This window comes from Massilia sp. P2_C2, assembly GCF_056404615.1.
On sequence record NZ_JBFUDR010000108.1, the window covers coordinates 1 to 18,736 of the forward strand.

General features: G+C 66.0%; 20 protein-coding genes. 7 read left to right on the forward strand and 13 right to left on the reverse strand.

The genetic code is table 11. The features are described 5' to 3' along the window. The 3 genes from AC1DYX_RS14400 to AC1DYX_RS14410 form a co-directional block, all read right to left on the reverse strand. On the reverse strand, nucleotides 1-376 hold a 376-nt coding region (locus AC1DYX_RS14400; protein WP_477259871.1), incomplete at its 3' end, for a DUF6444 domain-containing protein. Nucleotides 377-444: 68 nt separating this feature from the next. Further along, nucleotides 445-831 (reverse strand): DUF4214 domain-containing protein, encoded by a 387-nt coding sequence (locus AC1DYX_RS14405; protein ID WP_477259873.1) that lies wholly within the window; start codon nucleotides 829-831, stop codon nucleotides 445-447. Nucleotides 832-1,032: 201 nt separating this feature from the next. After that, the gene (locus AC1DYX_RS14410; protein ID WP_477259875.1) at nucleotides 1,033-2,529 is read right to left on the reverse strand and encodes an amidase; all 1,497 of its coding nucleotides are present in this window, start codon (nucleotides 2,527-2,529) and stop codon (nucleotides 1,033-1,035) included. Nucleotides 2,530-2,659: 130 nt separating this feature from the next. Here AC1DYX_RS14410 and AC1DYX_RS14415 point away from each other — a divergent pair, with 130 nt between their 5' ends. Next, the gene (locus AC1DYX_RS14415) at nucleotides 2,660-3,391 is read left to right on the forward strand and encodes a helix-turn-helix domain-containing protein (protein ID WP_477259877.1); all 732 of its coding nucleotides are present in this window, start codon (nucleotides 2,660-2,662) and stop codon (nucleotides 3,389-3,391) included. On the opposite strand, the gene AC1DYX_RS14420 is transcribed toward AC1DYX_RS14415, so the two are convergent. Beyond that, nucleotides 3,372-3,779 (reverse strand): hypothetical protein, encoded by a 408-nt coding sequence (locus AC1DYX_RS14420; protein ID WP_477259879.1) that lies wholly within the window; start codon nucleotides 3,777-3,779, stop codon nucleotides 3,372-3,374. The genes AC1DYX_RS14415 and AC1DYX_RS14420 overlap by 20 nt on opposite strands. Before the next feature lie 185 nt (nucleotides 3,780-3,964). Between AC1DYX_RS14420 and AC1DYX_RS14425 the strand changes: the two genes are divergently transcribed. Further along, nucleotides 3,965-5,014, forward strand: coding sequence for a porin (locus tag AC1DYX_RS14425; RefSeq protein WP_477259881.1), 1,050 nt, complete (start codon nucleotides 3,965-3,967; stop codon nucleotides 5,012-5,014). A 78-nt stretch (nucleotides 5,015-5,092) separates the two neighbouring features. Beyond that, nucleotides 5,093-5,530 (forward strand): hypothetical protein, encoded by a 438-nt coding sequence (locus tag AC1DYX_RS14430; RefSeq protein WP_477259883.1) that lies wholly within the window; start codon nucleotides 5,093-5,095, stop codon nucleotides 5,528-5,530. 167 nt (nucleotides 5,531-5,697) lie between these two features. Here AC1DYX_RS14430 and AC1DYX_RS14435 read toward each other — a convergent pair whose 3' ends face one another. From AC1DYX_RS14435 to AC1DYX_RS14450, 4 genes are all read right to left on the reverse strand, one after another. Then, nucleotides 5,698-6,738, reverse strand: a complete 1,041-nt coding sequence (locus tag AC1DYX_RS14435; RefSeq protein WP_477259885.1) for an SDR family oxidoreductase — start codon at nucleotides 6,736-6,738, stop codon at nucleotides 5,698-5,700. A 40-nt stretch (nucleotides 6,739-6,778) separates the two neighbouring features. Further along, nucleotides 6,779-7,837, reverse strand: a complete 1,059-nt coding sequence (locus tag AC1DYX_RS14440; protein WP_477259886.1) for an SDR family oxidoreductase — start codon at nucleotides 7,835-7,837, stop codon at nucleotides 6,779-6,781. 242 nt (nucleotides 7,838-8,079) lie between these two features. Further along, nucleotides 8,080-9,102, reverse strand: coding sequence for a sulfate ABC transporter substrate-binding protein (locus AC1DYX_RS14445; protein ID WP_477259888.1), 1,023 nt, complete (start codon nucleotides 9,100-9,102; stop codon nucleotides 8,080-8,082). 95 nt (nucleotides 9,103-9,197) lie between these two features. Next, nucleotides 9,198-9,410, reverse strand: coding sequence for a hypothetical protein (locus AC1DYX_RS14450; protein ID WP_477259890.1), 213 nt, complete (start codon nucleotides 9,408-9,410; stop codon nucleotides 9,198-9,200). Nucleotides 9,411-9,607: 197 nt separating this feature from the next. On the opposite strand from AC1DYX_RS14450, the gene AC1DYX_RS14455 reads away from it, so the two are divergent. The 3 genes from AC1DYX_RS14455 to AC1DYX_RS14465 are packed head-to-tail and all read left to right on the forward strand — an operon-like array spanning nucleotide 9,608 to nucleotide 12,152. After that, on the forward strand, nucleotides 9,608-10,369 hold the full coding sequence (locus tag AC1DYX_RS14455) for a phosphatase PAP2 family protein (RefSeq protein ID WP_477259892.1): 762 nt from the start codon (nucleotides 9,608-9,610) through the stop codon (nucleotides 10,367-10,369). After that, complete coding sequence (locus tag AC1DYX_RS14460; RefSeq protein ID WP_477259894.1) at nucleotides 10,366-11,268, forward strand: diacylglycerol/lipid kinase family protein; 903 nt, start codon at nucleotides 10,366-10,368, stop codon at nucleotides 11,266-11,268. The genes AC1DYX_RS14455 and AC1DYX_RS14460 overlap by 4 nt, the downstream gene beginning before the upstream one ends. A 29-nt stretch (nucleotides 11,269-11,297) precedes the next feature. Then, complete coding sequence (locus AC1DYX_RS14465) at nucleotides 11,298-12,152, forward strand: metallophosphoesterase family protein (protein ID WP_477259896.1); 855 nt, start codon at nucleotides 11,298-11,300, stop codon at nucleotides 12,150-12,152. A gap of 7 nt (nucleotides 12,153-12,159) precedes the next feature. Here the strand turns inward: AC1DYX_RS14465 and cls are convergent, their stop codons facing one another. Together cls and AC1DYX_RS14475 are read right to left on the reverse strand one after the other, a co-directional pair. Beyond that, nucleotides 12,160-13,575, reverse strand: coding sequence for a cardiolipin synthase (cls, locus tag AC1DYX_RS14470; RefSeq protein ID WP_477259898.1), 1,416 nt, complete (start codon nucleotides 13,573-13,575; stop codon nucleotides 12,160-12,162). After that, nucleotides 13,572-15,701 carry a site-specific recombinase gene (locus AC1DYX_RS14475; RefSeq protein WP_477259900.1) on the reverse strand — a complete coding sequence of 710 codons (2,130 nt, stop codon included), beginning with the start codon at nucleotides 15,699-15,701 and terminating at the stop codon, nucleotides 13,572-13,574. The genes cls and AC1DYX_RS14475 overlap by 4 nt, the downstream gene beginning before the upstream one ends. Before the next feature lie 140 nt (nucleotides 15,702-15,841). On the opposite strand from AC1DYX_RS14475, the gene AC1DYX_RS14480 reads away from it, so the two are divergent. Continuing rightward, complete coding sequence (locus AC1DYX_RS14480) at nucleotides 15,842-16,678, forward strand: branched-chain amino acid aminotransferase (RefSeq protein WP_477259902.1); 837 nt, start codon at nucleotides 15,842-15,844, stop codon at nucleotides 16,676-16,678. 186 nt (nucleotides 16,679-16,864) lie between these two features. Here the strand turns inward: AC1DYX_RS14480 and AC1DYX_RS14485 are convergent, their stop codons facing one another. The 3 genes from AC1DYX_RS14485 to AC1DYX_RS14495 form a co-directional block, all read right to left on the reverse strand. Continuing rightward, nucleotides 16,865-17,437 (reverse strand): DUF3617 domain-containing protein, encoded by a 573-nt coding sequence (locus AC1DYX_RS14485; RefSeq protein WP_477259904.1) that lies wholly within the window; start codon nucleotides 17,435-17,437, stop codon nucleotides 16,865-16,867. Nucleotides 17,438-17,505: 68 nt separating this feature from the next. Further along, entirely contained in the window at nucleotides 17,506-18,105 is a 600-nt protein-coding gene (locus tag AC1DYX_RS14490; RefSeq protein ID WP_477259906.1) for a GDP-mannose pyrophosphatase, read from the reverse strand. Nucleotides 18,106-18,224: 119 nt separating this feature from the next. Beyond that, nucleotides 18,225-18,736, reverse strand: a 512-nt coding sequence (locus tag AC1DYX_RS14495) for a YiaD family glycine zipper/OmpA-like lipoprotein (RefSeq protein ID WP_477259908.1), incomplete at its 5' end; no start/stop codon positions are given.

Here is an 18,736-nt window from a genome sequence, read left to right on the forward strand (position 1 = left end):
GTACGTCAAATACCTGGCGCCGTTCCCACCTCGTGGCCAGTTCCAGCGGCAAGGCCGCATGGCAGAAGTCACAGTGCTCGGGCAACGGGTGGGTGACGGTCGCAGTCGGCTCGGCCTGGCGCAGCGTCTTGCCTTTGCGGCCCGCTTGGCCACCGGGCTTCTTGCCGCTCGATTCACGCAAGGAATTGGTCTTCTTGCCCAGTCCATCGGACGAGGGGGGCTTGCTGGAATTGCTGCTGTTCTTGCTCACCCGCGCCTCCAGTGTCTCGATGCGCTGCCACAGCGCGTCGAGATGGTCGAACAGCGCGATGATCAGCTTGTCCTTCTCCACTTCGGTGAGCGTGGACAGATCGGGGCGGGGAAGTTTCGGCGGCATGCCGTCATGATGGCCGATCCCGCTTACGTTTACAACAACTATTTATGCCGCCCACTCACGGTGAATAGTTACGCAAATTCCTGGCTGCCGATGAATGACTGGACAATTTCCGACACGGCATGGCCGGATTTAAGGCTATTCACCCAAAAACTGAAACCGGACGGATCCGGCTCCCGGCTCAATATCGCCCGATAAACGGTCAGAACCTGTTCTTCCGGCGTATAACCCTTGGATGCATATTCCTGCGACTGGAAAATATTCTGGGCCAGGGTTTGCAGCGAACCGGCCGAACAGCCAGCCGCCAGCGCGTAATTGGTTGCGCTCTGCCAGCCGGATGTGTCCGGTGCGCGTCCGAGGCCTTCGGTGTACTGCTTGGCGATGAATTGGGAGGGGACGGCTGCAAAACATGGTGCACTCGCCAGAGCGGCCAACAGTAATAGTGAGTTCTTGCGCATTCGATTCCTTGATTGAATAATAGGTGAATATCTGCAGTGACCGGACGACGGACATGCAGATATTTACGATATCACAGCGAATTCGGGTGAAATCTCACCAATTATTCCAAGGGCCTATTGATCGTGCGGGTTCGCATCGACGGGGAATCGGAGATATTCTTTAAATAATAGATAAATGGCGTTGCGTTCCGATCCACGGGCTCACGCCCGCGCCATCTCCGGCAACCGCCCGAACCACGGCTGCACGTCTTCCAGCTGGCGCGCCAGTTGCAGCAGCCGGTCCTCGCTGCCGAACGGCCCGGTGAACTGCACGCCCAGCGGCAACCCGTCCGCCGTCCAGTGCAGCGGCACGCTCATGGACGGGGTGCCGGTCAGGTTCGACAACTGCGTGAACGGCACGTAGCGCAGGTTGTCGGTGGCGATGCGGTCGACCGTGTTGTCGAGCAGCCCCAGCCGCGCCAGCACGCCCAGGATGCCGGTGCCGTGCAGGAAGCCCAGCAGGCGTTGTTCGGCCGGCGACGGGTCGCCCGTGCCGTGCGCGATCGGCGGATGCGCCAAGGTAGGCGTCAGGAACAGGTCGTAGCGCCCGAAGAAGTCGCCGAGCGCGCGCGCGTAATCGTTCCAGCGGTTCAGTTCCGTCGTCAGCCGCGTGGCCGCGACGCTGTCGCCCAGCGTGACGAGGATCCGGTTCATCAGTTCCAGGTCGCCGCGGCGTGCGCCCAGCGCCCGCGCGCGTGCCACGGCCGCGGGAATCTGGCCGAAGTACAGGTGCAGATAGCTCTGCGCCAGCGCGGCGCCGTCGATGGCCGGGGCGGCTTCTTCGACGTCGTGGCCGAGGCGCGCCAGCAGCCGCGCCGTGTGTTCGACGGCCTGCACGGCTTCCGGATGGACGTCGGTGCCGAGCGGCGACGCCGTTGCGTACCCGATGCGCAGCCGGCCCGGATCGCGCCGCATCAGTTCGACATAGGGCGCGGCCGGCGGCGCGATGACAAATGGATCGCCCGGCTCCGCACCCTGCAGCACGTCGAGCGCGAGCGCGGAATCGCGCACGCTGCGCGAGATGACGCCTTCGCTGGATGCGCCGAACCAGACTTCGCCGATGCCGGGGCCGGRCGATACGCGTCCGCGCGACGGCCGCAGCGCGAACAGGCCGCAGCACGCGGCCGGGATGCGCAGCGAGCCGCCGCCGTCGTTGCCGGCCGCCATCGGCACGATGCCGGCCGCGACGGCCGCGGCCGCGCCACCGCTCGATCCGCCCGGCGTGCGCCCCAGGTCCCAAGGATTGTTGGTGCGGCCAAACAGCTCGGGATCGGTGACGGCGCGGATCGCGAACTCGGGCAGGTTCGTCTTGCCGAAGATGACGAGGCCGGCCTCCAGGTAGCGCCTCACGACGTGGGCGTGACGGGTCGGCACGTTGCGCGTCAGCGTGCGGCTGCCATACGTCGTCGGGATGCCGGCATAGTCCTGCACGCCGTCCTTGATGAGGAAGGGGACGCCGGCCAGCGGACCTCGCAATGGTCCCGCAGCCTGCGTGCGCGCCTCGGTTTCCATCAGCCGCACGACGGCGTTCACGCGGCCGTGCACGCGCGCGTGCTGCGCGAGCGCGAGGTCGAGCAGTTCGTGCRGCGTGACGTCGCCGGCGGCCACGCGCGCGGCGAGGGCGGTGGCGTCGTGGGCCAGGTAGTCGGCGTGTTGCATGGGGTTTCCTTCGAGCGTGCGGACAAGCGGGCCATCTTGTCATGAAGGAATGTCTGTCGCAAGGCCGGGCATGCTACGATCGCGGGAATCCGAGGCCATCCTTTAGACCATCGTATTGGAATCCGCGACCATGTCCGAAGTCACCGCGTTGCTCACGACAATCAAGCGCCAGCTCAAGCTGCAGGGGAAGACCTACCGTGACGTGGCCGGCGCGCTCGGGTTGTCGGAGGCGAGCGTCAAGCGCCTGCTGACGTCGGACACGCTCGGCGTCGACCGTCTCGTCGAGATCAGCAACATGCTCGGTTTTACGCTGGCCGAGCTGGCGCAGGAGGCGGCGCTGACGGGCACGCGGCTGCACACGCTGAGCGAGGCGCAGGAAAAGGAACTCGTGTCCGACACGAAGCTGCTGCTCGTCGCCGCCTGCGCGCTCAATCACTGGACGATGGCGGACATCCTCGCCGTGTACCGCCTGACGGAGGCCGAGTGCCTGCAGAAACTGCTGCACCTCGACCGCCTGCACCTGATCGCGCTGATGCCGGGCAACCGCATCCGCCTGAACGTGGCGCGCGATTTCGACTGGTTGCCCGATGGCCCGATCCGCCGCTATTTCCGCACGCAGGGCCTGGCCGATTTCCTCGACGGCCGCTTCGACCGGTCGGACGAAGCGCTCGCCTTCACGCACGGCATGCTGACGGAAAGCGCGCTCGCCGCGATCCAGGTCGAACTGCGCCGCCTGCGCGCCCGCTTCGCCGAACTGCACGAGGAAAGCCTGGCCGCGCCGCTGCCGAAGCGGCGCGGCAGCGGCCTGTTGCTGGCGCTGCGCGAGTGGGAGCCGGCGGGGTTTACCGCGCTGCGGCGTTGACCGGTGCGTCGATGCGGTAATCCCACGCCGCGAGCGTCTGCGGCTTGCCGCCGGGCAGGGTGAAGCGCTGCGCCGCGTTCGACACGTTGACGGTCACCCGCACGCTGTTGCCCTGCAGGGTACGGCGGAACGCGAACACCTTGTCGTTGCCCGTCKCGAGAACCTGCACCGGCCCGCCGTACTGGCCGTTCCACAGCGCCGGGTTCGCATGCTTGAGCGCCAGCAGCCGCGTGTAGAACGGGACGTAGGCATGGCCCTTCCACTGGATGGGGTCTTTTTCAGGCGCGGCAAGTGCTGCGCGAACGCCTTGAACGTACCCTCCGGGGGTGTATTGCCGGATGTTCACTTCATAGATGTTCGCGTTGCGCGACCAGCTCACATGCGGCATCGGCGCCACATCCGTGGACTTCCGGGATGACCAGCGCAATAAATGGATCGGTTCATATCCCTGAAACGCATATGTGGGACTATGCTGACAACATAACGAGACAGGATGAAGTAGATTTGTGCGATATTGGACAGATAAGATGGGTAGTAACTGAGTAACGTTGAGGCGTAGAGAGGACATACGCCATGAAGAAGCGTTTCGTTGCGTGCGTGTTGCTGGGCGGTTGTGCGACGCTCGCCTGCGCACAGGATTCGGGCAGCGCCGCCGGCAAGCCGGATGCGAAGCGCGCGCCTGCCTGCCGCGATTGCGCCAAAGGGGCGGGCACGCGCACGGGCTACGTCGGCGAAGCGCCGGGCGGTCACGACATTGCCGTGTTCACGGGCCTGCCGAGCCGCGGCAAGGGCGGCGCCATCCGGACGACAGCGCCGCGCCGCACGCATGGCCGCCTCGACGACATCGGCGAGCGCAACGGCGCCGACGGCTTCACGCTGGGCCATCAGTACAACCTCGAATTCCTGGCGTTTCCGGACGTGGGCGATCCGTTCCACGCCGGCACGGCCGGCCAGGCCAGCAATCTCATCACGCGCAGCGGCATGCCGGTCGAACGCGGCGTGCGCTATTTCAGCAAGCGGGGCAAGCACGTGAGCACGGGTTCGTCCTGGACCATCGACACGCTCGGCGGCGATCCGATGGCGGACCGCGCCTGGGGCATGTCGATCGGTTACGACTATGGCGCGCTGGCGCTGCGTGCGGCCCACCAGAACCGGCACGTGGCGCAGGTCCATTTATACGACCTCGTTGGCAGTAACATGGATGCCAGGAATTCCCTGATCGCGGCCAATTTGCGCACGCGCTGGGGCACGGCATACGCCGCGTATTCCGCCAACCGCGGCTGGGGCAGCTCGCCGCTGTACAACCCCGACAATCCGTACGGCGCGGGCGTGGCCAGCACGTCGTCGACGGACAGCCGCGACAAGCTCGTCGGCGTCGCCATGCCCATGACGCGCTCGACGACCTTCCTCGCCTCGTACATCCACAAGAACGACCGTGACCTGGCCAACCGCGACGCGAGCCAGGTCGCCGTCGGCGCCAGCTATGTCGTCTCGCGCAGCACCGATTTCTATGCCGCGTATTCGCACACCGTGAACACGAACGGCACCGGCGTCCTGATCGGTGGCGCGGCCCGCCCGAGCGGCAGCTCGGCCGTGAACGTCGGCATGCGCCACGCGTTCTAGCAGGCACCGTGCGCTGCGCCGTCACGCGGCAAAAGCGGGTAGCCTGTCTTCATGATTTTGCATTGTTTTGGAGGCAACATGACTGGCACGAGCACACTTGATCCGGATAACTTTCCTGAAGCACCCGATCGCAGGCTGGGCAAGGGCCATGGCATCGATGCGCTCGGTCCGAGCGATATTTCGGACACGGGCAGCGATGTCGTCGGCGGCCCCGGATTCGCGGCCAACCTGGACGACGACCAGAAGATCGACCTGGACACCGGGACGACGTCCGACAACGAAGCGGGCTATGCCCACGACAGCGCGGGCGCGGACATGGGCGACCCGAATTTCGAGAGCGACAGTGATTTCGGCGGCACGGGCGAACGCGCCGCGGCCGGCCGCGATATCATCGCCAGGGACGGCCAGGATATCGACACGGACCATATCGAATCGATTCCGGACCTGCCGCTGACGGACGAGGATGTCGACTTCCTCGGCAGCCAGCCGCCGAAGGGGCCGGCGCCGCGCAGGTAAATCCTGCGGCGTTGAATGATAAGGGCCGGATGGCGATGCCACCCGGCCCTTTATTTATTCGCGGCGCTGTTTTTGTTCCGGCCGGGAAGTCGTAGGGTGGGCACCCCTGTGCCCACGCGTGACGTTTGCATCATGTCGGCGTTACGCGTGGGCACGGAGTGCCCACCCTACGCATGCCATGTGCGTTGTTGCCTTGGCTTGCGGGTCAGCGCCCACGCCGCCAGCAGCGCACCGCCCAGCAGCACGGTCCTGGTCGGCTTTGATCGCATTTCGAACGACGTGTACGGGCTGCGTTCGACGACGCGGTGGTCGCCGTTGTTGTTGCGCTGGCGGAGTTCCTGCTGCGCGTCCGGGGCGTGCAGGGCGTCGCGGCGCGCGCTCGAGTTCGGGCGTTCCGATTGCTGCTGGCTGAACATCGTGCGGGTCATGAAGCGATCCAGCGTGCGCGGCGCCAGGTAGCCCAGCACCGACGTCAGCTTCGAGTGGCCGCCCACGTACAGGTCGCGTTCGGGCACCTGGGCCGCGTGCACGATCGCCTCTGCCACCAGTTCCGGCGCGTAGTTCGGCGGCGGCAGGTCGGGCTCGTGCTCCATATAGCTCCTGGCGTGGTTCGGGAACGGCGTGGCGATGGACGCCGGCTTGATCACGGTGAGCGAGATGCCGGCGTCTTCCTTGTCCAGTTCCATGCGCAGCGATTCCGTGAAGGCCTTGATCGCATGCTTGGAGGCGGAATAGGTGCCCTGCAGCGGCAACGAGCGGTCCGACACTTCGCTGCCCAGGTTGATGAGGGCGCCGCCGCCGCGTCCCTTCATCAGCCGGACGGCTTCCAGCGAGCCGTGCACGACGCCCCAGAAATTCGTCTGCATGACCTTGCGCATGTCTTCCAGTGCGACGTCCTCGTTGCGGCCGTACACGCTGATACCGGCATTGTTGACCCAGGTGTCGACGCGGCCGAAGCGCTCCATCGTTACCTGGCTGATGCGGGCGACGTCGGCCGGGTTGCCGACGTCGGCCGTCACCGTCGCCACGTCCACGCCGCGCTGGCGCATCTCGTGTGCGAGCGTGTCGAGGGCGTCGCCGTCGCGCGCCGCCAGCACGAGGCGGGCGCCGCCTTCGGCCGCCATGCGCGCGGTGGCGAGGCCGATGCCGCTCGTCGCGCCCGTGATCACCATCACCTGGTCTTCCAGTTTCTTGAGTTTGGGGGACATGTTGTCTCCTTGTCGATGCGTTGTATGGAAAGGAGGACGGTCACAACGCCTGGCGCAGGCGATTGTTCGACCACGTGCGGGTGGCGGGACGGCCTGCCAGCTTCCAGGCGGCGAACAGCGCACCGGCGCCCAGYAGCACGCCCATCACCTTGCCCTTGCGCAGCGACAGCGCCGTGTATGGGCAGGTCTCGATCACGCGTGGGGACAGGCCCTGGCGTTCGCGCAGCTCATGTTGCGGGTTCGGTTCGTGCAGGGCGTCGCGCCGGTCCGGCGCGCTTGGTGTGGGCGACTGCTGTTGCTTGAACATCGTGGCCCGCATGTAGCGGTCGAGCATGGCGGGCATCGCGAAGTTGCCTACCGAGATCGCCTTGGCCGCGCCGCCGACGAACACGTCGCGCTTCGGATGCTGGGCCGCATACAGGATGGTTTTCGCCACCAGTTCCGGCGCGTAGATCGGTGGCGGCAGGCTCGGTTCCTTGTCCATGTAGTTCTTCGCGTGGGGGACGAACATCGTGTCGACGGCGGCCGGCTTGATGAGGGTGACGGAGATCGGCGCCTTTTCCTTTTCCAGTTCCACGCGCAGCGAATCCGTGAATGCCTTCACGGCGTGCTTCGACGCGGCGTAGATGCCTTGCAGCGGGATCGAGAAGTCGGACAGTTCGCTGCCCAGGTTGATGATGGCGCCGCCGCCGCGCGTCTTCATGTGCTTGACGGCTTCCAGCGTGCCATGCACGACGCCCCAGTAATTGGTGTCGAACAGGCGCTGCATGTCGTCCAGCGCGACGTCCTCGTTGCGGCCGAAGATCGAGATGCCGGCGTTGTTGATCCAGGTGTCGACGCGGCCGAAGCGTTCCATCGCGGCCTGGCCGATGCGTTCCACGTCGGCGGGATTGCCGACGTCGGCGACGACGGTGGCCACCTGCGTGCCGGTCCGGCGCAACTCGCTGGCCAGCTGGTCGAGCGCCTCGCCGCTGCGCGCCGCGAGGACCAGCTTCGCACATTGCTCGGCGGCCATCCGGGCTGTCGTGAGGCCGATCCCGCTCGTGGCGCCGGTGATGACCACCACTTGCTCGTTAATCTTGCGTAATTGCACTGCCATAGCTCGCTCCTTCTCGATTGAGAACGGCCGCTTTGGTACGCGACAGGCGATACGGGCGGCCGGTTCAGTGACGCCGTGTCAGGCGAATATCATTACTGAACACGAGAATCGAGGCCGCACGGCAGATTTCAAGCATGTTTTGCAGGGCAGCGCGCTGTCGGACCGGCATGTGCGGGAAGGGATGCGGAAACGACAGCGGCGGCCGATCAACCGATCGGCCGCCGCGCACGAGGATGGACGTGTTATTTGCGGCCCGGTTGATAGAGCTGGTCGAACAGCCCGCCATCCGCGAAGTGCGCCTTCTGTGCCTTCGTCCAGTCGCCCGCGATCTGGTCGATCGTGAACAGTTTGATCGCCGGGAATTGCGCGGCAAACTGCTTGGCATACGGTTCGACGAGCGGACGGTAGTAATGCCTGGCGGCGATCTGCTGGCCTTCCGCGGTGTACAGGTATTTCAGGTAGGCCTCGGCCACGGCGCGGGTGCCGCGCTTGTCCACGACCTTGTCGACGACGGCGACGGGCGGCTCCGCCAGGATGCTGACGGACGGCGCCACGACTTCGAACCTGTCCGGCCCGAGTTCCTTCACGGCCAGCAGCGCCTCGTTTTCCCACGCGATCAGCACGTCGCCGATGCCGCGCTCGGTGAACGTGGTGGTGGCACCGCGCGCACCGGAATCGAGCACCGGCACGTTCTTGAACAGCTTCGTCAGGTAAGCGCGCGCCGACGCTTCCGTCGCGCCCGGCTGGCGCAGCGCATAGCCCCAGGCCGCCAGGTAGTTCCAGCGCGCACCGCCCGACGTCTTCGGGTTCGGCGTGATCACGGAGACGCCCGGCTTGACGAGGTCGGCCCAGTCCCGGATGGCTTTCGGGTTGCCCTTGCGGACCAGGAAGACGATCGTCGACGCGTACGGCGTGCTGCGATGTTCCAGGCGTTGCTGCCAGTTGTGCGCAATAAGGCCGCGTTCGCTGATAGCATCGATGTCATAGGCGAGGGCCAGGGTGACGACGTCCGCCTGCAGGCCGTCGATCACGGAACGGGCCTGCTTGCCCGAGCCGCCATGCGATTGCTTGATCGTGACGTTGTCGCCGGTCTTGACCTTGTACTGGCGCGCGAACGCCGTATTGAAATCCTGGTACAGCTCGCGGGTCGGGTCGTACGACACGTTCAGCAGGGTGATGTCCGCCGCCTGTGCAGCAGACTGGCCCAGCGAAACCAGAGCAACCAACGTGGCGGCGAAAGCCGTAGCGAGCTTTTTATTAAACATCGTTTTCTTTCGAATGAGCGCCTGTAGGACAAGGCCTACAGGTTAGGGGCCTGCTCAGCGAAAGAGAACGAATTAAAACGAGGAACCTTATGCGTTTAATGCGCCTTGGACAGGATCAGCAGCCAGCGGCGCAGCAACAGCACCTCCACGTGGCCCGGTTCRACGCCGGTGTCGCACTCGATGATCGGGTTGACCGGGTAGAAGCGCTTGCGGAAATCGCGCGTCACCAGCATCTCGCGGCGACCGAAGCGCAGCAGGAAAGGCGTCGGGGCGTATTCGAGGCCGAAGGAGCTGTTCAGAGTAGTCATGAGAATCCCTTTATCGAGTTGGATGGAGGAACAGGTTGCGTCGGGAATGTTGCTATTCCCTTCGTTATGGGCAAGATGTCTTGCTCGAGTAGGTACAGAATAGCACAACTACTGTATAAATCTACAGGTACTGTACAAAAAAACAGTTGTTGCATATTCGTGTGGTTTTTTCGCCAATACGCCCCATCTGAAGGCGTATGCTGAATACCACTCTGTCACGCCTGCGCCGCTTCCTCGCCGCCCGCCTGTCGCCGGAAGGCGAGATGGGCCTGCACGTCACCATCGGCCTCGCGTTGCTGCTGTGCGCCGCCTGGGCGTTCGGGGCGATCGCGGAAGATGTCGTCGAGGGCGACACCATTACCCTTATCGACGTGCAGCTCGCCCACTGGTTCCATGCGCGCGCCACGCCCGGCTTCACACGCGTCATGCTGCTCGTCACGCACTGCAACGGCATTCTCGGCTCCAGCATCATGGCCGCGCTGCTCGCGCTGTGGTTCTGGCGCCGCCGTGCGCATTACTGGCTGATCGTCTGCCTCATCGCCGTGCCTGGCGGCATACTGTTGAACGTCGCCCTGAAGCACGTGTTCCGGCGCGTCCGGCCCAGCTTCGACGATCCGCTGCTGAGCCTGGTCACGTACAGCTTCCCCAGCGGCCACACGGCGGCGGCCACCGTGTTCTACGGGCTGCTCGCGTGCTATCTCGTGCGCCGCACGCAGGCCTGGCGCGCGCGGGCGCTGATCGTGGCGGGGGCGGTCCTGATGGTGATGCTCGTCGCGCTGTCGCGCATGTATTTGGGCGTGCACTACCTGTCCGACGTGCTGGCCGCGGCGGCCGAGGGTGCCGCATGGCTGGCGATCTGCGTCACGGCCGTCTCCACCTTGCACCGGCGTCGGCTGGCGCGGGGCGGGACGTCGTGGAGCGAGCGTGCCCACGGGGCCGACGCGGCGGACCTGCGATGAAGCCCGTCACCGTGATCGTCAACGGCGGCGCCGGTACCGGGCACGACGAGGCCGCGTGCGACAAGCTGCGCGCGCAGCTGCGTGACGCCGGGCTGGAGGCCGATCTGGTGCTGGCCGACGGCGGCGAGCGGATGATCGCCTCGGCACGGCGCGCGCTGGGACAGGGCGCCCGGCTGGTCGCGGCCGGCGGCGGCGACGGCACGATCAATGCGGTGGCGTCCGTGATGGTCGACAGCGGCGTGTCGTTCGGCGTGCTGCCGCTCGGCACCCTGAATCACTTCGCCAGGGACCTCGGCATTCCGCTGGCCCAGGGCGACGCCGTACGCAACCTGGCGACGGGGCGGCCGCAGCGGGTCGACGTGGGCGAGGTGAACGGCCGTATCTTCCTCAACAATTCCAGCCTGGGCCTGTATCCGGATATCGTGCACGACCGCGAGCAGCAGCAGCGCCGCCTCGGCCGCGGCAAGTGGCCGGCGGCCGCGTGGGCGGCGCTGGCCGCGCTGCGCCGCTATCCGTTCCTGTCGATGCGTCTCGACGTGAACGGCGCACGCCTCGCGCGGCGCACGCCGTTCGTTTTCATCGGCAATAATGCCTATACGATGCAGGGCCTGTCGATCGGCGAGCGGGCGCGTCTCGACGAAGGCGTGTTGAGCCTGTACGTGGCCCAGCATCCGACCCGGCTTGGCCTGCTGCGTTTCGCGCTCGACGCGCTGCGCGGACGCCTCGGCGAAGAGCCCGACTTCGACATCCTGCAGGCACCCGGATTCGACATCGATACGCCCCACAGGCGCCTGCGCGTGGCGACCGACGGCGAGGTGACGGTAATGAGCCCGCCCCTGCGCTACCGGATGCGGCCTGGCGCACTGACAGTGCTCGTGCCATCGTCGACAATACCCTGACACAACAGCCAACGGAAAAGGGGAGCCCCATGCGCACACTCGTCCACCTGTCCGACCTGCATTTCGGCCGCGTCGATCCCGTGCTGCTCGACCCGCTGCGCGAACTGGTCCACAAGCTGGCCCCGAACGTCGTCGTCGTCTCGGGCGACCTGACCCAGCGCGCCAGGAGCGAGCAGTTCGAGGAGGCGAAGGCCTGGCTGGACACCCTGCCGGGCCCACAGATCATCGTGCCGGGCAACCACGACATCTCGCTGTACAACGTGTTCCGCCGCTTCCTGGCGCCGCTTGACCGCTACAAGCGCTACATCACGGACGACCTCGACCCCGTCTACATCGACGACGAGATCGCCGTGCTGGGCGTGAACACGGCGCGCTCGCTCACCTTCAAGGATGGCCGCGTGAACAGGGAGCAGGTGGAAAAAATCCGCGCGACCTTGTCCGGCCTCGATCGGGAGATCACACGCGTCGTCGTCACGCACCACCCGTTCGACCTGCCCCGGGGCTCGGAAAACAAGGACGGCGCGGAAGAGGATGACCTCGTCGACCGAGCGCACATGGCGATGGACGCGTTCGCGGAACTGGGCGTCGACCTGTTGATGGCGGGGCACCTGCACATGAGCCACGCGGGCAATACGCAGGCCCGCTACAAGATCAGCGAATATGCGGCGCTCGTCGTGCAGGCCGGCACGGCCACGTCCACGCGCGGCCGCGGCGAAGTCAATTCGTTCAACGTGCTCCGGATCGAACCGCGGCGCATCGAGGTCGACCGTTATGGCTGGGACAGCGTGCACAACCAGTTCCAGCTGCTCGCCACGGAAAAATTCGTGCGCAGCGGGAACATCTGGGCCGAGGTCGCGGACGGGATGATGGCGGCCGGGATCTAGCGCCGCATCAGATCCAGTACTCGCCCAGGCGCGCCATCCATTCCTTGATCCGGTCGGACCACGGCCGGTGGCGCCACCGTTCCAAGTTGACTTCCCTGGAGTCGCGCAAGTCTTCGTTGAACGCGCTCTCCATCGACGTGCCGAACGCCGGGTCGATGATGACGACGTTCAGTTCGTAGTTGTGGATGAAGCTGCGCCGGTCGATGTTGGCCGAGCCGATCGTCGACCAGCCGCCGTCGATGACGGCCGTCTTGGCGTGCAGCACGGCGATCTGCAGTTCGAAGATGTGCACGCCGCCGGCCAGCAACTGGTCGTAGAAGGCCTGGCCGGCGTAGCGGATCAGGCCGTGGTCCGAGACGCCCGGCAGTACGAGCCGCACGTCCACGCCGCGCTGCGCCGCCGCGATGAGGGCGTCGACGATCTGCTGGTCCGGCACGAAGTACGCGGACGTGATGTGGATGGATTTCTTCGCCTCGCTGATCGCGACCACGAGCGCCTTGTAGATGTCCGATTCGTGGTCCGGGTCGGACGCGAGCACACGCACGATCTTGTCGCCGACGGGCGCCAGCCTGGGGAAGTATTCGGCCTGCGGCAGGTCGCCGCCTTCCTGCCCCACCCACAGGTTGACGAACGACCATTGCAGCGGCGCGACGGCCGGTCCTTCGATCTTGACGTGGGTATCGCGCCAGCCGACCTTGTCGCCGTCGACCTGGCTGGGCTTCCGGCGCGAGCGGAACAGCGAGCTGTTGGCATAGGTGCTGCTGATGTTGATACCGCCCGTGAACGCGACCTTGCCGTCGACGACCATCAGCTTGCGGTGGTTGCGGTTGTTCAGCTCCCATTTGCCGCGCGCCTTGGCCGGGTTCACCGGATTGAAGATCAGCACGCGAATGCCGGCCTGGCGCATGCGGTCGAAGAATGCCGCCGGCGTGCCGAGGCCGCCCACGGCATCGACCATCACGTTCACCGTCACGCCCTGGCGCTGCTTCTCGATCAGGAGGTCGGCGAATCCGTTGCCGATTTCATCCTGGTCGAAGATATAGGTTTCCAGGTTGATCGAGCTGGTGGCGGCACGCGCGGCCGCCATCATCTCGCGCATCGTCGCCGGGCCGTCGAACAGCAAGGTGACCTTGTTGCCCGCGATGAGGGGCACGCCGGTCGCCTGTTCCTCCAGCGCCGCCAGCGCTTTCAGGTCGCCGCTCGCGTTCGCCCAGCGGCGCGCGACGAGGGCGGCGGCCTGCTTCGGCGGTAGCGCACCTTTCGTCGTTTCGATTGTGGGCGTGGCCTTGGCCGCGGGTGGCGGATCGACGTCCGGCAGCGACTTGCAGGCGACGACGCCACAACTGAGGCACAGGACCAGCAGCCAGTCGAACGGCGCCGGACGACGGAGAGAATGGAGCAGGAAACGGAGCAGGCATGTCATTGCATTCCTCTCGTGTTGGCGGGCAGCGGCACGTCGTCGAGGTCGCGCGGTCCGATGAAGAAGTCGAGCGGCGCCATGCGCAGCCTGCGGCCCAGCGCGCGCAGCAGTTTCAGGCCATGGTGGAAGCGCACCTTGCGTGCCCGCAGCGCCACCCACAGCGCGAGCCCGAAGCTCACCAGCAGGTTGATCATGCCGATCAGGGCGATGCCGAGGAATGTCAGCGCGATTGTGCCTGGCTCGGGCTGTTGGCCGAGGCCGACGAAGCCGATCGCGAAGTTGGCGGACGAGAAGGTCACGTGGCGCACGTCGAGCGGCAGGCCGAGCAGGAAGCCGACGGTGGCCGTCGTGCCCATCAGCACGCCGAACACGAAGTTGCCCATCAGGCCGCCGAGGTTGTCCTCGACGTAGCGGGCGAAGCGTGCGCGCCGCTCCTCGCCGAGCAGGCGGCGCAGCCAGCGCAGTTGTTGCACGCGCCGGCCCATGCGCGTGTACAGGGCCTTGTTGTCGTAGTAGCCGGATACGAGCCCCGACACGAACAGCCACACGCCCGCGATCGCCGCATGCAGCAGCGCCAGCGAGTGCCACGGGTGGCTGTCGGCGATCAGGTGTTCGGCCTTGGCCGGATTGACGAGGTGCGTGCCGAAGATCCAGTGCCAGCCGAGCGCGAGGAGCCAGGCCACCGGGATCACGGTGGCGAGATTGCCCAGCACGGCGACGATCTGCGTGCGGAATACCTTGTTGACGAGGGCTGCCATGCTGTCGACGTCGACCTGGCGGCGGCTACTCCGCCCGCCCCCGCGCTGCGTGGTCTCGTGCAGGGCGGCCGCGATGCGCGCGGCCGTCATCGCCGGCTGCTTGGTGGCGATGGTGAAGTGGAGGACGTGCACGAGCATGAAGCCGGCCGCGTAGTTGATGCTGTAGAGCAGCGCCTCGATCAGTGGCGCGCGGTGCTGGTACGAGATCAGGATCTTGATCAGGGCCATGAAGCCGATGATGATGCCCGCGCCGGCCGACGACGCGAACATGCCGCGCAGGTCCGCGCGCCGCTCGGCGATGTAGTGTTCGCCCGTGCGGCTGGCGTTTTCCGTGACGTTGCGGGCCAGCAGGTCGATATTGTCGCGCAACAGGCCACGCACTTCGTACTTCGTATTGTGCGCTTCCGCCAGTTCCTGCGCGAGGTCGACGGCGGCGGCGCGGCGCAGGCTCGTGGGCGGCTCCGACGGCGGCGTCGCCTCGTTCGCGAGGGTTTCCACGTCGACCGTCGGCGGGGAGGGCAGGACGCCGCTCGTGTCGACGAGGAACAGCAGTTTGCGCAGGCGGTCGATGCTTTGCGTCAGCGCCACGAGCAGGTACGTCAGCGCCACGCTCGTGCCGGAGGCGAGGGCCTTGTTGCGGATTTTCTGGACGACCGCTTCGCATTGGTCGAGCATGACCAGCAGGTGGCGTGCGTCTTCCATCGTCTCGATCTCGCCGGCCGTCAGGCGGCCGTAGTCGTCGAGGTATTTGTTTGCCTCGATGTTCTGCATCAGGAATGGGGAGTCGACTTCCTCGATCTCCATGTGGGCGTGGATCAGGCGCGGTTCCAGGCCCAGCGCGCAGACGCGGCACGACAGGGTCCGGATCGCGTCGAGCAGGCCTGCCAGCACGACCTGGCGTGCGCGGCCGGTGCCGGTTTCTACGGCTTCCTGGTCCGGTGGCGCGGCGTTCGCGACGACGTCGAACAGTTCGAGCCAGTCGGCGTTCGGCACGGCGCGGATCCACTGGTAATCGTCCTCGCGGCACAGCACGCGGTCGAGCGTGTCGGACAGATACGATTCATCCAGCGCGGGCGGCAGCATGCGATAGGCGATGCGCTTCTTGAGTTCCGTGAAGAAGCCGTCGTTCGAGAGAATGCCGACGTCGGAATACAGGCTCGTGTGGCGGCGCGTCTCGAGCAGCGTGGTCAGGTAGCGGCGCAGGGCCCACGCCTGGCCGGGATGGCCTTTCAGCAGCTGGATCAGGGTGCGTACCTGGGCGCGCGCGGCGTCGTGGTCGTGCGCGCGGCGCGGACGCAGGTTGTCGACCAGGTCGCCCAGCAGGTCGATGCGGTCGCTGTGTGGATCGAGGCGTTCGAGAATCGGGAGCATGGAAAACATTCGCGGCATGGAAATGTCAGTGTAGGCGTGGACACGTGGCCGCCACTGTACGGTGGCGAACCGAGCGGACCGGGCCCTGCGGCCCTCACGCGGCTGCGTTACACTTGATTCCTGACATCACTGGGGGAAGTATGTACCTGACTTACTACAACGGCCAATGGGCTGAAGGGAATACACCGTTGTTCGGCGCGATGGACCACAGCGTGTGGCTGGGCTCGTCCGTGTTCGACGGCGCGCGTGCGCTGCGCGGCCACCTGCCGGACCTGATCCCGCACCTGGAGCGCGTGATCGCGTCGGCCGAGAAGGTGGGCCTGCGTTGTCCCCTGGGCGTGGACGAGATGGAGGCACTGGTACGCGACGGCGTCGCGCGCTTTCCGGCGGATGCCGAACTGTACATCCGACCGCTCGTGTTCGCGTCGGAAGGGTTCCTGATCCCGACGCCGGAAGCGGCCGGCTTTGCGCTGACCCTGTTCGACGCACCGCTGCCGCCATTCACCGGCTTCTCGGCCTGCCTGTCGCCGCTGCGCCGTCCCGAGCCGACGATGGCACCGACGGATGCCAAGGCCTCGGCGCTGTATGCCAACACGGCCAGGGCGCTACGCGAGGCGAAGGTGCGCGGCTTCGACAATGCCGTCCTGCTGGATGCGGCCGGCAACGTGGCCGAGTTCGCGACGTCGAACCTGTTCCTCGTCACGGCAGAGGGCGAGGTCGTGACGCCTGCGCTGAACGGCACCTTCCTGGCCGGCATCACCCGCGCCCGCGTGATCGCGCTGCTGGCCGACGACGGGGTGCAGGTCGTCGAGCGCACGGTCAAGCCGGAGGAACTGGAATCGGCGCGTGAGATCTTTAGCACGGGCAACTACGGCAAGGTCACGCCGTGCACGCGTTACGAGGCGCGCGAATTGCCGGCCGGTCCGGTCGCGCAGCAGGCCCACGAGCGCTATCTTGCCTTCACTGAAACCACCTGACGTAAAAATTCGGGGTCAGAGCACTTTTTCGTGCACGATCTTCACAGTAAGTCCGCATCCGTAGCAGGTGCGAGCAGACGGTTTTGCGTCGCGGTCCTTCGAGACCACGTCGTCCCGTTGCCACTGTGTCGAGCCGAAGAACAACTGATCTGAAATGTGCTCTGACCCCGAATTTTGGGGTTAAGCCTACTTCGCTTGCGGGATGGTAACGGGACGGATGTTGCCGCAATCGGCCGACAGCCATTTGCCGGTCACATCCATGTTCACGACCTGGTTGCGTCCTTCTTCTTCGCTCCGGATCTTCATCCGGGCGCGGTAACTCGTGTCGTTGTCGGCGGTCACGTCGCCTTCGCCGCTCACGCGCGGCTTCGTGCACGTGAACGCGATGTGGCCGCGGGTGGGCGATTGCTGGGTGTAGGTCTGCCTGCAATCGCCCTGCTGGACGGGGAACTCCTTGCGCTCGGCCATCTCGCGCGTCATGCAGATCTTCGTCTGCAGCGCGCCACCGGCGCCGATGTCGAGCTGCACGCCATGCTGTTGCATCATGCGCTCCATCTGCTGGCGCTGCTCGGGCGACATATTGGCCATGTGCTGTTGCATGGCGGACATTGCCTGCCCGATTTCCGGATCGTTGGACGTCATCTTGTTCGACAGCGTCCACAGGCCGGGTTTCATGGTCTGGGCCGTGGCCGGCAACGCGGCGCCGAGTGCCGCGCAGGTACAGGCCAGCAGGATGGTCCTGGCGATGGGTGTCTTCATGTTTGTCTCTTCCTTTCGCATATTGTCGCGGCACGCCRCCTTGCCGCATAGCGCCACCGATGGGGGCATCACGACGCCTCGCCGTGCCGCCCGAGGATCTTGCGTTCCAGGTGCAGCAGCAGGAGGACGGTCTTGGCGTCGACGATGTCACCCGTGTCGATCATCGCCAGGGCGTCGTCGAAATCCAGTTCGACCACCTCGATGTCTTCGCCTTCCTCGGGATTGCCGCCACCGCGGTCGCAGCGTTGCGCGCGATCATACTCGGCGACGAACAAATGAATGCGTTCCGTGGTCGAAGCTGGACTGACAACCAGTTGCAGCGCCGGTTGCACATGCTCGATGGCATATCCCGTCTCTTCGCGCGCCTCGGCGAGCGCGCGCGTGGCCGGGTCGGCGCCGTCCAGCATGCCGGCCGCCGCCTCCAGCAAATAGCCATCGTGACCGGCGAGGCGGGCGCCGATGCGGAACTGGCGCGTCAGTATGACGGAACGATGGGTCCGGTTATACAGCAGCACCGCGGCGCCGCTCGCACAGTCGTAGACCTCGCGCGACTGGACCTGCATGTCGCCGTCGGTGCGGCGCTGCTGCGCGTAGGTGACGTTTTTCAGGGGCAGATAATGGTCCGAGAGGATTTCTTCGCGAACGATGCGCACGGTGTCGTTGAACATGCGGTCTCCTGTCAGGCACGCGAACAGGCGTCGCGGACGGCGACACACTGTTGCGATGTGGTTGGCTTTGCCCGAGGATACACCGTGCGCTGGCCAAGCCGGCGCGCGGCCGGAGGACGTCAGCCTTGCCGTGCGGGCTCGCTGACGTAGATCTCGACGCGACGGTTACGCGCGCGGCCTGCCGGATCGTCGTTGGAAGCGACCGGCTCACGCGCGGCGCGGCCTTCGATCGTGATGCGCGACGGATTCACGCCGTGCGCCGTCAGGTAGTCGCGCGTGTGCGCGGCGCGGTCCAGCGACAGCGGCTGGTTGATCTGGTCGCCACCCGTGTTGTCGGTGTGGCCGATGATGGTGACGACGGTTGCCGGATTCTCGTTCAGCGTGCCGGCGAAGCGGTCGAGGATGGGGCGGAAATTCGACTTGATGTCGGCGCGGTTGGTGTCGAACGAGACGTCGCTCGGGATGTCGAGCTTGAGACGGTTGTCCGCCGTTTGCGAGACCTGCACGCCGGTGCCGCGCGTGGCCTGTTCCATGGCCTGGCGCTGCTGCTCCATGTGGCGCGACCAGACGTTGCCGGCGACGGCGCCCGCCGCCGCGCCCAGGACGGCGCCGCGGGCGGCCCGGCCGGAAC

What these genes read in the sequence shown, in the direction of transcription:
- AC1DYX_RS14405 (WP_477259873.1), bottom strand. Translation starts at nt 831, where the DNA reads ATGCGCAAGAACTCACTATTACTGTTGGCCGCTCTGGCGAGTGCACCA.
- AC1DYX_RS14415 (WP_477259877.1), top strand. Translation starts at nt 2,660, where the DNA reads ATGTCCGAAGTCACCGCGTTGCTCACGACAATCAAGCGCCAGCTCAAG.
- AC1DYX_RS14425 (WP_477259881.1), top strand. Translation starts at nt 3,965, where the DNA reads ATGAAGAAGCGTTTCGTTGCGTGCGTGTTGCTGGGCGGTTGTGCGACG.
- AC1DYX_RS14430 (WP_477259883.1), top strand. Translation starts at nt 5,093, where the DNA reads ATGACTGGCACGAGCACACTTGATCCGGATAACTTTCCTGAAGCACCC.
- AC1DYX_RS14435 (WP_477259885.1), bottom strand. Translation starts at nt 6,738, where the DNA reads ATGTCCCCCAAACTCAAGAAACTGGAAGACCAGGTGATGGTGATCACG.
- AC1DYX_RS14445 (WP_477259888.1), bottom strand. Translation starts at nt 9,102, where the DNA reads ATGTTTAATAAAAAGCTCGCTACGGCTTTCGCCGCCACGTTGGTTGCT.
- AC1DYX_RS14455 (WP_477259892.1), top strand. Translation starts at nt 9,608, where the DNA reads ATGCTGAATACCACTCTGTCACGCCTGCGCCGCTTCCTCGCCGCCCGC.
- AC1DYX_RS14460 (WP_477259894.1), top strand. Translation starts at nt 10,366, where the DNA reads ATGAAGCCCGTCACCGTGATCGTCAACGGCGGCGCCGGTACCGGGCAC.
- AC1DYX_RS14465 (WP_477259896.1), top strand. Translation starts at nt 11,298, where the DNA reads ATGCGCACACTCGTCCACCTGTCCGACCTGCATTTCGGCCGCGTCGAT.
- cls (WP_477259898.1), bottom strand. Translation starts at nt 13,575, where the DNA reads ATGACATGCCTGCTCCGTTTCCTGCTCCATTCTCTCCGTCGTCCGGCG.
- AC1DYX_RS14475 (WP_477259900.1), bottom strand. Translation starts at nt 15,701, where the DNA reads ATGCTCCCGATTCTCGAACGCCTCGATCCACACAGCGACCGCATCGAC.
- AC1DYX_RS14480 (WP_477259902.1), top strand. Translation starts at nt 15,842, where the DNA reads ATGTACCTGACTTACTACAACGGCCAATGGGCTGAAGGGAATACACCG.
- AC1DYX_RS14485 (WP_477259904.1), bottom strand. Translation starts at nt 17,437, where the DNA reads ATGAAGACACCCATCGCCAGGACCATCCTGCTGGCCTGTACCTGCGCG.
- AC1DYX_RS14490 (WP_477259906.1), bottom strand. Translation starts at nt 18,105, where the DNA reads ATGTTCAACGACACCGTGCGCATCGTTCGCGAAGAAATCCTCTCGGAC.